Genomic DNA, 14,538 nt, shown 5'->3' on the forward strand with positions numbered 1-14,538 from the left:
TATTAGTTACGCACCACTTATGATTCAAGCAATAGCTCAGATGAAATTAACACACCATTCCAATCTGCATAAATGTAATCCCCAGGCTGAATCAGTTGATTGTGTATAGAGAGCGTGACATTCACTTGGCCTACGCCGCGTTTCTCTGTCTTGAATGGCGATGCACCCAATGCCTGAACACCAAGATCCATTTGCGACATCATGCCAACATCACGCACAGCACCGTTTACAATCACGCCTTCCCAGCCATTTTCTATTGCGAGAATCGCGAGTTGATCACCAAGCAGCGCCTTCTGGCATGAACCATTCCCGTCAACAACAAGCACTTTGCCACAGCCGTCTGTCTCTAAAACCTCGCGAACCTTGGAATTATCGTGATAACAACGAACTGTTACAATTTTTCCAAAGAACGCACCACGTTGACCGAAGTTCTGCAATGGCATATTCAGTAGGGTGACTTTGCTTTCAAACTCATCACACAAGTCAGGTGTTATATCGTGCATATATCCTCCGTGAGTAAGGCGCTACCTGTTAAGTCAGGTGAGCCTCTATGCTTTTATATGTTATTAAAATTAATCCTTTGTTTTCATTATTCTATGCTCAATTTATTACTCAATAAAAGTTGATTGAGCATATTTATCTACTAGACTCTTAGGAAAGCTTTCAGCTTCCTTGGTTAATAATCCGGTCTTTAGCAACCGAGATGTGCGAAGCATCTCGAATAATCATTCTTGTTTTGGTACTAAATAGTCACCATAACATTGGTTAAGTTGTAGCCATACTATTAAAGTTTGTTGCGATACGGCAATTGATGTAAATCAACAAACTGAATGGAATTAACATTCTCGCGTTGTTAGCATGCTGTTAACATTATAGAATCCTCTGCAATCACTAAAAGAATGATTGAAAGGCGTACTGGATCTACGTTATTGGGCAATACTTCAAGGAAGGCAGATAGCTGGAAGTAAGTGTTTTTTTGAAAACTTTAAGTTATCATCAAAAATACATTACCTGTATGTTATGTTTTTGCCTAGAATTTATTCTATTAGCACAGTTTCGTCACAAATTTAGGTACCGCCAAATGCAAACCCCGCAGATTCTTATCGTTGAAGATGAGCAAGTAACTCGTAACACTCTAAAGAGTATTTTTGAAGCAGAGGGATATGCTGTTTTTGAGGCTAGCGACGGTGAAGAGATGCACCAAGTGCTATCTGACAACCAAGTTAACCTTGTAATTATGGACATCAACCTTCCAGGTAAGAATGGTCTACTACTTGCGCGTGAACTACGTGAGCAAGCAAACGTAGCGCTTATGTTCTTAACTGGTCGTGATAATGAAGTTGATAAGATCCTTGGCCTAGAGATCGGCGCTGATGACTATATCACTAAGCCTTTCAACCCTCGTGAACTGACTATCCGTGCACGCAACCTTCTGAACCGTTCAATGAGCACAAGCTCTGTTCAAGAAGAAAAGCGCAGCGTTGAGAAGTACGAGTTCAACGGTTGGGTACTAGATATCAACAGTCGTTCTCTGGTTAGCCCAGATGGCGAAGGCTACAAGCTACCTCGTTCAGAGTTCCGTGCTCTACTTCACTTCTGTGAGAACCCAGGTAAGATCCAAACACGTGCAGACCTTCTTAAGAAGATGACTGGCCGTGAGCTTAAGCCACACGATCGTACTGTAGACGTAACAATCCGTCGTATTCGTAAGCACTTTGAATCTGTTTCTGGTACGCCAGAAATCATTGCAACGATTCACGGTGAAGGCTACCGCTTCTGTGGTGACCTAGAAGACTAATTCGATTGGCGTTTCTGGTCGTTTAACACTCGGTGTTTTTAACAGTAGAAGCGCAATCAATAGTTACTAAAAAGGGAGAATGCCAACGCATTCTCCCTTTTTTATTCTTCTTAATTGATAAGGCTTTAGTAAACCGTATCAACCTTAACGTCTTTCTCCACCAGCCACTTCACAGTTTCACCGTCTCTCAGCTCAACCGCAACATCAACAGGCTTTTCGCTATCGATCTCTAACTGCCATACAAACGCCACTTCCCACTGAGTTTCACTATGTGTTCTTAGGTCAAGGTCATCAGCCGTTACTAGCAAGGTATCTGCACCTTGCTTAACTGTCACGCTCTCCACTGCAAGTGTTGCTGGTAGCTGTGAGTCTGACTCTAGGTAGATAGAACCGTGTAGTGTCTTATCTTGAGCTTCTCCAATAGTTGGCATCTTGTTGTGCCAAAGATTACTCTTCATTGTGACTGTAGATGTAGAGACTTCAACTTGGTTATCTTGCTGCCATTCTACTTGTGGTGCAGAGCAGCCGGCTAATGCCACAACGCATGCGGCGAATGCTAATTTCTTCATTATTCTTCTACCTTTGATTTAACCAACTTTTTAAAACTTCAATATCGTTTTGGTATTCGTTATTTATTTCATCAACCCAATCTGAAATGTTCTCCCACCACGCAGGCATATCTGGAGATTGGGCTTTCTGAGCAACTTGCTGTATGCGCTTTAGGCCAATGGAGCCTGCTGCACCTTTAATCTTATGCGCCTCAGAAACGATACTGGCTTGATCTTTCGCGACCATGTTGGAGTTCAATATTTCCATATACTCCGGCATCATATCTTCAAACATCACGATACTATCCAAAACCGGTTTCGGCCCAACAATATCAACATAAGACTCTAGCATATCAATATCAAGCAAAGTGGTATCAACCGGTGAAAGAACAGGCTTACTCACGTCGACTTTATCAATGCTCTCAACCTTCTCCGTACCCGCTACTGTCTCAATTACCTCTGGCGTATCTTCGATCAGTTCGCTGATGACATCTTGGATTGCACGAACCGACAATGGTTTACTGATCGCTTCGTCCATGCCTTTCTGGAAGTACTCTTGCTTGTTATTCAATACGTTCGCCGTTAATGCAACCAAAGGCGGCAGCTGGCTGTATTTCTCACGGTAGTATTGGGCAATGTCGAAACCTGTCATATCTGGCAGTTGGATGTCCAGTAATACCAAATCATAGTCTTCAGGGTTGAAAGCTATTTGCGCCTCTTTACCCGTCATCACTACTGTCACTTCATGGCCTAAGCTTTCAAGTAGAGAACGAGCCACCGTAATATTGAGCTCAATGTCTTCGACCATAAAGATCTTTAGATTTGATTGCTTTCTTGGTGTCTTAATCAATGCTTGAGTATCGTGATTAACAGGCACACGAATCGAAACTGTAAAGGTACTACCAAAACCCTCTTCACTGGTCACTTCAATGTGGCCATCCATCATATTGATCAGTTGTTGAGATACAGCAAGACCAATACCGGTACCGACGGCGTGTAGATTGTCCGTTCCCGATTTCACCTGATAGTACATCGCGAAGATCTTCTCGATTTCACTTTCAGGGATACCAATCCCGGTGTCTTCTACTTCCATCGTGATATTGGCAAAGTCGCCATCAATGTCGGCGCTGACTGTCATCACCACACCACCATCTTTGGTGAACTTCATCGCGTTACTTACAAGGTTCCACAGTACCTGTCTAAGACGAGTACCATCCACTTCAACAGCAACAGGAAGATCAGACAATCTTTCTAGATCGAACCTCAACCCTTTCTGCTCTGCCATTAACGCAGAAATGCTCTCGATCTCAACAACGAAGTCTTCAAAGTTGATAGGGGTTGGGAATAGTTCAAGCTTACGGCGGTCGAATTTGTCCATATCGATAATATCGTTAAAAATATTACCCAATGTAACTGCGCTCACCTTGATGGTTTGCATCTGCTTACGCTGTTCGGTCGTCAGTTGACTATCGAGCAACATGCGGCTCAAGCCAATAATACCGTTAAGTGGTGTTCTTAACTCGTGGCTAATGGTTGAAATAAAGGTTGTCTTATCACGACTGGCTTTCTCAAGCGACTCTTGATGTTCTTTGCGTTCAGTAATATCACGGCCAAAACCGACTAAACCCAAGTGACGGCCATCTTTACTGTAGAAAGGAACTTTACGCAGTTCGAAGTAACTCTTACGTCCGTCAGGGTATTCAAGCCACTGGTCATAGGTCAGCGCTTGGTTGTCGGCAAATACTCTCTTGTCGGTTTCAACAACTTGCTGGGCAACCTCTTTGCTGTAGACATCCCAAGGCGTTAAGCCAACCAGTTCTTTTTCTGTTTTTCCGGTGAGCTCTTCCACCGCTCGGTTACAACCAGAAAACACACCATCTTCATTACGGTAGTAAATAAGGTCAGGAGAAGCATCGATAAACGAGCGTAATAGTGCCGTTCGCTCTGCAAGTTCAAGCTGAGTTCGCTCACGTTGGAACACCTCGTTCTCAAGGTCGTGCATCGCTTCTGCACGTGCTTCCTCCGCTTTTTCACGCTCTTCAATTTCTTGATTAAGCTTCTCAATATTGAGCTGCAGTTTATTGTTGAGTTCTTGGTCTCGCTCTCGCATGTCGCCAAGTTTAGAGACCAGTTTAGCTAGACGCTGACGAGATTCTTCCAACTGGTCAACGACCACCGATAAGAAATAAACCGCCCAAGGCGTGATCACTAAGCCGAAGAAAACTGAACGGACAATGTCGATATCATCAACATTACCTTTAAGTGCGAGGGTAATGCCAACTTGCACAACAACAGCGAGGGCAACAAGCGCTAAGGCGAGTAAGATAGAAAAGCGGACAATCCCCAGCTTTACGAGTAGATCCACGTAATACTGGGCAAGATTTTTCATGGGTTTCATTTAGCGCTCCATGCGATAAGACTAGCAACATTCTACCCTGTTTGAAGATAGGAGGTAAGCTAGCTACATCACACGCAGCAAGAGATCAGCGGCAATATCGCAGGTTAATCCAATTAATATAAATACCGAACAACCAAAACAGACAAAGGTGGGCAAATCACCGATTTTATAGAGTTAGCGAATTGAAGATGGATGCACCATAGAACGGTTTCGACCGTCAGATTTTGCTTGATACAGCGCACTGTCAGCCAAAGCAACGGCCGACTCCATCTCGTCATCAGGCTTAGGAATGTAAGAGACAATACCAATACTCACCGTGATGAATTCAGAGACCGTCGACTTCTCATGCGCAAGTTCCAATTTAAGGACTTCGTCATGAATACGCTGCGCCACCAGCTGAGCACCTTCGGTCGTTGTATTCGGCAAAATAAAGCCGAATTCTTCACCACCATAACGAGCTACACAGTCCGATGAACGATTCAGCACCTGCTTAAATGCCTGAGAAACTTGGACCAGAGCGTCATCACCTTGTTGGTGTCCGTAATAGTCGTTGTAGCCTTTAAAGAAATCGATGTCACACAGCATGATGGTCAATGGCAACTTCTCACGCACATGGTAGTGCCACAATGTCGAGAGCTGCTCATCAAAACGACGGCGGTTGGATACTTGAGTCAAGCTGTCCATAAAACTAAGACGTTCAAGCTCGAGGTTAGCCTCTTCCAACTTCTGCTCAGCAAGGTAACGCTCGGTAATATCACGGGCCATAATCAATACGCCATTGGTGCTGGATGCCAGATCTCTAAACGGCGATTTTACCACATCATACCAAGTGTATTCGCCATCACTAGAGATGACCTTATCGATATAGCGTAACGACTTACCCTGATGAAGCACTTGATGATCGGTGTCTGAAATACGCATGTACATACTATTCGGAACGACATCTTGCAGGCGTTTACCAACAAGGTCACTGACCTCAGAAATACCAAGCGCCGCCACAAACGGCTTATTACACGCTTGATAAACCATGTTTTCATTGAAGATGCCAATCGAATCAGGGCTAGCTTCCAAGATATTTTGTAAAATTGTGTCTCGCTGTGCAAGTGCCACTTCGGTATCTTTTCGTTTTTCCATTTCACCACGCAGTTTTTGCTGCATGTCGTGCCAATCGGTCACATCGTGGCTGATCGAAAGCGTACCGATGGTCTCTCCATCTTGTGAAAGCAGTACACTTTGATAGGTTTCGAGCAAGCAACCTTTACCGTCTTGATCCGTCGTCCACGAACGTTCACTGACTCGACCTTTTAATGCTCCACCAGAAACACTTAAAGTGCCTTCTTCAGGTCGACCGTGCCAAAACTTTTTAAACGAACGATTACTAGCAACCAACTCTCCTTTCTGATCTTTCACGTAGATCAGCTCAGATAAAGAATCCAAAGCGGTGCGCGCAACATTAAGCTCTCGAACCTCTTGAGACAGTTCTTCGTTGGTATTTTTATAAGGTGAGGCATGAATCATCCACGCCTTCTTATTTCTAAAAAGGATCTTGCGACCGACTAAATTGATCTTAAAAGACTCAAATTCAGAAAGTGCCCACAGGGAAACTTGCTCAAAAGATCGAGAACGTATGTGATTGGTTAAGTAGTGACGAAAGCTATTCTCGCTTTCAACGGTAGGGAATCGAAAGTGAACGCCAATTTGGCGAATACCAAGCAGCTGCATGGCTTGGCGATTGGCATAGAGTATTTCGCCCCTTCGAACATCAACAAAGTAGAGTGGCGAAGGGGTAGCGAGTAGAAGCGTTTCGATGTGCGACTGATAACGAGAATAGAGATGCCAGCAGATGAGGCCAATCAGCAATATAACAACGATATAAATACCGTAACCATACGCCCTGTCCCACAACCAAGTCATTACTAGTTCCATTTACTCTCAATCTATACCATAAAATCTGTGAGGGAAATGTTACCACTATTTGTTGGTTTTATCTGCTGTTACCTACAGTCACCCATTTCTATTAATTGGCAGCGTTTAAAACAGGCAGTGTGTACTCAAATGCAGAGCCAGTTCTGATGCCTTGAGCACCTGTCTTATCGAGCGAACGACCTATTTCAGTCATCGCTAACCAGCGGTTCTCGCACCACAAAGGAGAGAGTAACGTTGGGCGTCTCGCCGCTGAAGAAACACGGTGATAAACCACCTCCGCAGGCGTGCGTTGAATGATCTCACTCGCGATATCAATATACTCTTCAAGGCTTGGGGCTTCTAGCTTTCCTGCCTTCCACGCCTTAGCCATGGTACTGCCCTCTACTATATGAAGGCCGTGCAGCTTAATACCATCGGTTCCCACCGCTAATACCTTGTCTAAGGTTTCAAGATTATCCGCTTTGGTCTCTTTGGGCAGGCCGACAATAAGGTGAGTACATACCTTGATGCCTAAAGCTCGTGCGCGCTGGGTGATCGTTTCATACACCGCAAAATCATGTCCGCGATTAATTCGCTTGAGGGTTTTATCATTGGCCGTTTGTAGGCCGAGCTCGAGCCAAATCTCATAGCCTTGTTTAACGTAGCCCGCTAATAGATCCAACACCGCATCAGGCACACAGTCTGGTCGCGTGCCAACACAAAGGCCGACGATCTCTGCACCGGGTGCTTTTAGCGCCTCTTCATACATATTCTTGAGCACTTGCACCTCTGCATAAGTGCTGGTGTAAGCCTGAAAGTAAGCCAGATACTTCTTGGCACGAGCAATTTCACCTGCGCGATCCTTTAGCTGGTCAGCAATGCTTTGAATTTGAGTTTGTTCATCGGCAAAGGAGGCCACGTTGCAAAAAGTGCAGCCCCCGCGACCAATGGTTCCGTCTCGGTTTGGGCAGCTGAAACCACCATGAAGCGTCAGCTTGTGAACCTTCTCGCCATAACGGCGTTGAAGATCTTGGCCGATAGTATTAACTAACTCATGTAATTGCATATTTTCAAAGCACTCAGTAAATAAGAATGAATATCAGTCTTTTTTTTGAAAAAAAATTACATCCCTGCAAAATTCGACCAATTAGTTTACTCAAGGCTTTTTGCGAGCAACCTAACAAATATCAATAAACATGCAAAAAATCGGCTCTATTTGCCTAATGTTGCACATTTGTTAGGCATTAAATTCAAAATAAAACGAAAAAAATGGTCTACATGGGTCAACTTTCATTGCAATTCGCCTAGACAAAATTGTAGGATACTTACACATATTGGCGGTTTTTGAGTATTTACTTACAACTAAAACTTGCTAATAAGTCGGTGATATCCATATCCCACCTATATAAACCACTAGTTTGTGGTTAAAAATAAACGGATATCACTAAGGATTGTTTTTCTCGCAATACTTTTCCTGCGAGATACGGAAAGGATTCAAACCGCCAGCATAGGCAGGTTTAGACCCATAAATATAAAAGGACAAGGCTGACTTTATACAAAGAAGTTGCGCCTAGATTTAACTGGAAGGATGTATCTATGGTAGATCAAGAGCAGAACTCACAGGGTCTGTATACTCCTGAATTGGAGCATGACGCTTGTGGTATCGGTTTTGTTGCGCATCTAAAGAATCGCAAATCTCATGATGTAGTAACTCAAGCACTCGATATGCTTGCACGTATGGAACACCGTGGCGGCCAAGGCTGCGATCCGTGTTCTGGTGATGGTGCAGGTATCCTGCTACAGAAGCCGCACGAATTCTTACTAGAAGAAGCCGTAAAGCTTGGAATTAAGCTGCCATCTTTTGAAAAATATGGTGTTGGTGTTGTACTTTTCCCTAAAGATGAACACAAACGTGCACAGTGTCGTGACATTCTAGAACGCAATGCACAACGCCTTGAGTTAGAAGTTATCGGTTACCGTGAACTTCCAACTGACAATTCAATGATTGGTGCTGACCCACTAAGCACTGAACCTCAATTTGAACACGTATTTATTTCTGGCGGCCCTGGTATCACACCAGAAGAACTTGAGCGTAAACTGTATGTTCTACGTAACTACACGGTTCGTGTATGCCTAGAAAGCGTTTCAAATATCGGTGATGACTTCTACATCAACTCTATGTCTTACAAGACATTGGTGTACAAAGGTCAGCTAACAACTGAACAAGTTCCTCAGTACTTCCTAGACCTGCAAAACCCAACCATGGTGACAGCTCTAGCACTTGTACACTCTCGCTTCTCTACCAATACATTCCCACGTTGGCGTCTAGCTCAGCCTTTCCGTTACATCGCGCATAATGGCGAAATCAATACGGTTCGCGGCAACCTGAACTGGATGAAAGCACGTGAAGCAATCCTAGAATCGGATCTGTTTACACAAGCTGAAATCGACATGCTACTGCCTATCTGTCAGGAAGGTAGTTCGGATTCATCAAACTTCGATATGGCGCTTGAGCTACTTGTTCTTTCAGGTCGTACTCTGCCACATGCGTTGATGATGATGATCCCGGAAGCATGGCAAGAAAACAAAAACATGGATCCGACTCGTCGCGCGTTCTACCAATACCACGCGAACGTTATGGAACCATGGGATGGCCCAGCATCTGTATGTTTCACCGATGGTGTTCAAGTAGGTGCAACACTTGACCGTAACGGTCTGCGTCCTTCTCGCTACACAGTAACTAAAGACGACTTCCTAGTAATGGCGTCTGAGTCTGGTGTTGTTGAGATCGCACCTGAAAACGTTGAGTACCGTGGTCGTCTACAACCAGGTCGTATTTTTGTTGCTGACCTTGAGCAAGGTCGTATCATTTCTGATGAAGAAGTGAAAGACAGCATTGCTAAAGCACAACCTTACGAAAAGTGGGTTGAAGAGAACCTTCTGAGCCTGAAAAAGCTACCAGATGCGAGCAACGAATTTAGCCAACCTTCTCCAGAGAAACTTCTCCACAAACAACAATCGTTTGGCGTGAGCTCTGAAGAAGTAAACGAAATTATTCTACCTCTTGCGAAAACAGGCTACGAGCCACTTTCTGCAATGGGTGCTGACTGGCCGCTAGCGATTCTGTCTCACCAATCGCAGCACCTTTCAAACTACTTCAAACAGTTGTTTGCACAAGTAACCAACCCGCCAATCGACCCGATTCGTGAGCGCATGGTTATGTCTCTGAATACTTACCTAGGTAAAGACCAGAACTTACTTGCTGAAACACCTGAGCACTGTCAAAAAGTAGAACTTGAGTCTCCAGTACTGTCTAACTCAGAGTTAGAAAAACTGCGTGCAATCGATAACGAGCACCTTCAAGCGAAGACGCTGGACATCGTATTCCAAGCAAATGGCGACCAAGGTAAGTTAGAGCGCGCACTTAAGCGTATCTGCCAATACGCAGAAGACGCAGTGATTGATGGCTACTCTATCATCCTACTGACAGACCGTGCGGTTAACTCTAACCATGCCGCTATTCCAGCAATGCTGGCTGTTGGTGCGGTTCACCACCACCTAATCCGTAAAGGTCTACGCGCTAAGTGTGACATCGTTGTTGAAACGGGTGACGCTCGTGAGACACACCACTTTGCAACGCTTATCGGTTACGGTGCGAACGCAGTTAACCCGTACCTAGTTATTGAAACGATTGTTGAACTGCAACGTACGAAGAAGCTAGATCCAAACGTACACCCACGTGAGTTATTCGATAACTATCGTAAAGGTGTTAACGGCGGTCTACTTAAGATCTTCTCTAAGATGGGGATCTCTACGCTGCAGTCTTACCACGGTGCACAAATCTTTGAAGCACTTGGTGTTAGCAAATCAGTGGTTGAAAAATACTTCACAGGTACTGTTTCTCGTATCCAAGGTCTAACGATCGACGATATCGCGCGAGAAGTACTGGTTCGTCACCGTGTTGGTTACCCAGCTCGTGAAATCCCAGCTCAGATCCTTGATGTTGGTGGTGTTTACCAGTGGAAACAACGTGGCGAGAAGCACCTATTCAACCCTGAAACGATTTCTCTACTTCAAGAATCAACGCGTAACAAAGATTACGGCCAGTTCAAGAAGTACGCAAAAGCAGTCGATGACCAAGGCGACAACGCAGCAACACTACGTAGCCAACTGGATTTCATCAAGAACCCTGCAGGCTCTATTCCTCTAGCAGAAGTAGAACCAATCGAGAATATCCTTAAGCGTTTCGCAACCGGCGCAATGAGCTTTGGTTCAATCTCGCATGAGGCTCACTCAACACTGGCTGTTGCGATGAACCGCATTGGCGCGAAATCAAACTCAGGTGAAGGTGGTGAAGATCCAGCACGTTTCGAACGTAAAGAAAATGGCGACTGGGAACGTTCAGCAATCAAACAGGTGGCTTCTGGTCGCTTTGGTGTAACGTCTTACTACCTATCTAACGCTGATGAGCTACAAATCAAGATGGCTCAAGGTGCGAAACCTGGCGAAGGTGGTCAACTACCAGGTGATAAGGTTGATGACTGGATCGGCGCAACTCGTCACTCGACTCCGGGCGTAGGTCTTATTTCTCCACCGCCACACCACGATATCTACTCAATCGAAGATTTAGCTCAGCTGATCTACGATCTGAAAAACGCGAACCGTAACGGCCGTGTCAACGTGAAGCTAGTATCGGAAGCAGGCGTAGGTACGATTGCATCTGGTGTAGCGAAAGCGAAAGCTGACGTGGTACTTATCGCAGGTTTTGATGGTGGTACGGGTGCATCTCCGATGTCTTCTATCCGTCACACAGGTCTGCCTTGGGAACTGGGTCTAGCGGAAACTCACCAAACACTACTGAAAAATGGCCTACGTAACCGTATCGTTGTTCAGTCTGATGGTCAGATGAAAACACCACGTGACCTTGCAGTAGCAACGTTACTTGGCGCTGAAGAATGGGGCGTAGCAACAGCAGCTCTAGTTGTTGAAGGCTGTATCATGATGCGTAAGTGTCACAAGAATACATGTCCTGTTGGTATCGCAACACAGAACAAAACTCTGCGTGAGCGTTTCGACGGCCGCGTAGAAGACGTAGTCACTTTCTTCCAATACATGGCTGAAGGTCTGCGTGAAGTAATGGCTGAACTTGGCTTCCGCTCTATCGATGAGATGGTTGGTCAATCGCACAAACTTAAAGTTCGTGATGACATCGGTCACTGGAAGTACAAGAACCTAGATCTAACACCGGTACTGCACATCGAGCAGGCGCGTGAAGAAGATGGTATCTACAACCAGACACAACAAAACCACAACCTAGAAGACGTTCTAGACCGCAAGTTGATTCAAGCGGCGATTCCAGCTCTTGAGAAAGGCGAAGCGGTTACCGCTCAGTTCCCTATCATCAACACGGACCGTTCAGCAGGCACCATGCTGTCGAACGAAATCTCGAAGGTTTACAAAGACCAAGGTTTACCACAGCCAATGAACGTTAAGTTCCACGGTAGTGCTGGCCAATCTTTCGGTGCGTTCCTTGCGAAAGGCGTTAAGTTCGAAGTAGAAGGCGACGCGAACGATTACTGGGGTAAAGGTCTGTCTGGCGGTACGTTGGTACTGTACCCAGATGCGAAATCGACTATCGTTGCTGAAGACAACATCGTGGTAGGTAACGTATGTTTCTACGGCGCGACTTCAGGTGAATCTTTCATTCGCGGTATGGCTGGCGAACGTTTCTGTGTTCGTAACTCTGGCGCGAAGGTTGTTGTTGAAGGCGTTGGTGACCACGGTTGTGAATACATGACTGGTGGTGTTGCAATTATCCTCGGCTCAACAGGTCGTAACTTTGCTGCTGGTATGAGTGGCGGTGTTGCCTATGTTTGGGATAAAGCGGGTGACTTCGAAACCAAGCTTAACTCTGAACTTGTAGACCTAGATCCAATTGAACAAGAAGATAAAGATCTTCTACTAGATATGCTAACCAAGCATGTTGAATTCACAGGAAGTGAAGTTGCTCAGTCTTTCCTAGACAACTTTGAAGCAAGTGTTGCATCACTGATTAAAGTCATGCCACGCGACTACAAAGCGGTTCTTGAAAAGCGTAAAGCTGAAGCACAACAGGCACAAACGGAAGAAGTGGAGGCAGTATAATGGGTAAGCCTACTGGATTTTTAGAACACGGTCGTGAGCTTCCAAAGAAGCTCGACCCGTCAGTTCGAATTGAAGACAACAAAGAGTTCGTACTTAACGAAGAGTTTGGTGACAAAATCAATACTCAAGCCTCTCGTTGTATGGACTGTGGCGTACCTTTCTGTCACAGCGGTTGTCCGATTGGTAACATCATCCCAGAATTCAATGACGCGGTTTACCGTGACAGCTGGGAAGAGGCTTGGAACATCCTAAGCTCTACCAACAACTTCCCTGAATTTACGGGTCGTGTGTGTCCTTCTCCTTGTGAGAGTGCTTGTGTACTAGGTATTAACCAAGACCCAATCACTATCTGTAATATCGAGAAAACAATTGTAGAAACTGCGTACCGTGAAGGGTACGCAAAACCAAAAACACCTCGCTCTCGCACGGGTAAAACCGTAGCGATTGTTGGCTCTGGCCCTGCAGGTCTAGCCGCAGCCGAGCAGCTAAACAGTGCAGGTCACTCAGTGACAGTATTTGAACGTGATGAGAAAGTCGGTGGTCTACTGCGCTTCGGTATCCCTGATTTCAAACTGGGCATGGACGTGATTGATCGCAAGATCAACCTAATGGCTGAAGCAGGCGTTGAGTTTAAAGTTAACCAACACATTGGTGTTGATGTTAATGCTCAACAACTGCGCCAAGAGTTTGATGTGGTATTGCTAACTGGTGGTTCTACGGTTCCACGTGACTTACCAATCCCGGGACGCGAATTGAAAGGCGTTCACTTTGCCATGGAGTTCCTTGGTCAAAACAACCGCCGTGCTAACGACTTAGACCTTAAGACTGAAGAGATTCACGCTAAAGATAAGCACATTGTGGTTATCGGTGGTGGTGATACAGGCTCTGACTGTGTAGGCACATCAAACCGTCACAAAGCAGCAAGCATTACTCAGGTTGAGATCATGCCGATCCCACCAGAGAAACGCCCAGCAAACATGCCTTGGCCCCAATACCCAATGATCATGAAGACCACGACTTCTCATGAAGAAGGCTGTGAACGTCACTGGAACATCTTGACTAAAGAGTTCATCGGTAACGATCAAGGTCAAGTGACGGGTCTACGTATTGCTGACATCGTTTGGCAAGATGCGAAACCAGGTGAGCGTCCAGGTTTTGATGAAGTCGCGAACTCTGAGCGTGTTATTCCTTGTGACATGGCATTCCTAGCAATGGGCTTCTTACACCCAGAGCCAACCGGTGTGCTTGCTCAACTAGACATAAAACTGGACGAGCGCGGTAACGTCGCTTCTGAAGGTTTTGCAACGAACCAGAAAGGCGTTTTCGCTGCTGGTGATATGCGTACTGGTCAATCTCTAGTTGTACGTTGTATTAATGAAGGTCGTGAATGTGCAATTGCCATTGATGACTTCTTAATGGGTAACTCAAACTTAGAAGCGAAAGCAGATTCACTCATGCTTTCCGCATAATATTTCTCGGGCTAACGTCAATGACGTTAGCCTAGAGGAAAAGCAACACCCTTCCTAACTTTTATATTTGGCTAGCACTCGATGCTAGCCTTTTTTCTCTCTGCTTTCTGGCTCTTACGATATTCCCCTCGCTGTACATGTTAAATCTTATTAACATCTATCTATTATATCCCTTTGATATCACTCTACTATTTTAGATTATTACGTGGTTAATCGCGTTTACGCATGATAATTAACCATGAACTTGACCTTAAACACAATTAGCTATACGTTGTA

Annotated in this window: 8 protein-coding genes and 1 pseudogene; 4 read left to right on the forward strand and 5 right to left on the reverse strand. The window is 45.2% G+C overall.

The features are described 5' to 3' along the window. Positions 1–17 precede the first annotated feature (17 nt). On the reverse strand, positions 18–503 hold the full coding sequence (locus ATB74_RS14940) for a putative 4-hydroxy-4-methyl-2-oxoglutarate aldolase (RefSeq protein WP_060983054.1): 486 nt from the start codon (positions 501–503) through the stop codon (positions 18–20). A 47-nt stretch (positions 504–550) separates the two neighbouring features. On the opposite strand from ATB74_RS14940, the pseudogene ATB74_RS24440 reads away from it, so the two are divergent. Continuing rightward, a pseudogene (locus ATB74_RS24440) lies at positions 551–652 on the forward strand (ribonuclease activity regulator protein RraA); the annotation flags it as partial. Between the two features lie 429 nt (positions 653–1,081). Next, positions 1,082–1,798 (forward strand): two-component system response regulator ArcA, encoded by a 717-nt coding sequence (gene arcA / locus ATB74_RS14945; RefSeq protein ID WP_004741534.1) that lies wholly within the window; start codon positions 1,082–1,084, stop codon positions 1,796–1,798. Positions 1,799–1,923: 125 nt separating this feature from the next. Here arcA and ATB74_RS14950 read toward each other — a convergent pair whose 3' ends face one another. From ATB74_RS14950 to ATB74_RS14965, 4 genes are all read right to left on the reverse strand, one after another. Then, positions 1,924–2,367, reverse strand: coding sequence for a hypothetical protein (locus tag ATB74_RS14950; RefSeq protein ID WP_061019039.1), 444 nt, complete (start codon positions 2,365–2,367; stop codon positions 1,924–1,926). Positions 2,368–2,374: 7 nt separating this feature from the next. Beyond that, positions 2,375–4,744 (reverse strand): aerobic respiration two-component sensor histidine kinase ArcB, encoded by a 2,370-nt coding sequence (gene arcB / locus ATB74_RS14955; RefSeq protein ID WP_061019040.1) that lies wholly within the window; start codon positions 4,742–4,744, stop codon positions 2,375–2,377. A gap of 174 nt (positions 4,745–4,918) precedes the next feature. Continuing rightward, on the reverse strand, positions 4,919–6,670 hold the full coding sequence (locus ATB74_RS14960) for a sensor domain-containing diguanylate cyclase (protein ID WP_060983051.1): 1,752 nt from the start codon (positions 6,668–6,670) through the stop codon (positions 4,919–4,921). Positions 6,671–6,761: 91 nt separating this feature from the next. Continuing rightward, positions 6,762–7,715 (reverse strand): TIGR01212 family radical SAM protein, encoded by a 954-nt coding sequence (locus tag ATB74_RS14965; RefSeq protein ID WP_060983050.1) that lies wholly within the window; start codon positions 7,713–7,715, stop codon positions 6,762–6,764. Between the two features lie 530 nt (positions 7,716–8,245). On the opposite strand from ATB74_RS14965, the gene gltB reads away from it, so the two are divergent. Continuing rightward, positions 8,246–12,793 carry a glutamate synthase large subunit gene (gene gltB / locus ATB74_RS14970; RefSeq protein WP_061019041.1) on the forward strand — a complete coding sequence of 1,516 codons (4,548 nt, stop codon included), beginning with the start codon at positions 8,246–8,248 and terminating at the stop codon, positions 12,791–12,793. Continuing rightward, positions 12,793–14,262: a glutamate synthase subunit beta gene (locus ATB74_RS14975; protein WP_061019042.1), complete on the forward strand. Its 1,470-nt coding sequence runs from the start codon at positions 12,793–12,795 to the stop codon at positions 14,260–14,262. The genes gltB and ATB74_RS14975 overlap by 1 nt, the downstream gene beginning before the upstream one ends. Positions 14,263–14,538: the final 276 nt, after the last annotated feature.

This window comes from Vibrio splendidus (assembly GCF_001557875.1).
In the GTDB taxonomy this organism is placed as follows: Bacteria; Pseudomonadota; Gammaproteobacteria; order Enterobacterales; family Vibrionaceae; genus Vibrio; species Vibrio splendidus_F.

Coding starts and splice junctions, on each gene's coding strand:
- arcB (WP_061019040.1), bottom strand. CDS start 4,744: ATGAAACCCATGAAAAATCTTGCCCAGTATTACGTGGATCTACTCGTA.
- ATB74_RS14975 (WP_061019042.1), top strand. CDS start 12,793: ATGGGTAAGCCTACTGGATTTTTAGAACACGGTCGTGAGCTTCCAAAG.
- ATB74_RS14960 (WP_060983051.1), bottom strand. CDS start 6,670: ATGGAACTAGTAATGACTTGGTTGTGGGACAGGGCGTATGGTTACGGT.
- ATB74_RS14940 (WP_060983054.1), bottom strand. CDS start 503: ATGCACGATATAACACCTGACTTGTGTGATGAGTTTGAAAGCAAAGTC.
- arcA (WP_004741534.1), top strand. CDS start 1,082: ATGCAAACCCCGCAGATTCTTATCGTTGAAGATGAGCAAGTAACTCGT.
- ATB74_RS14950 (WP_061019039.1), bottom strand. CDS start 2,367: ATGAAGAAATTAGCATTCGCCGCATGCGTTGTGGCATTAGCCGGCTGC.
- ATB74_RS14965 (WP_060983050.1), bottom strand. CDS start 7,715: ATGCAATTACATGAGTTAGTTAATACTATCGGCCAAGATCTTCAACGC.
- gltB (WP_061019041.1), top strand. CDS start 8,246: ATGGTAGATCAAGAGCAGAACTCACAGGGTCTGTATACTCCTGAATTG.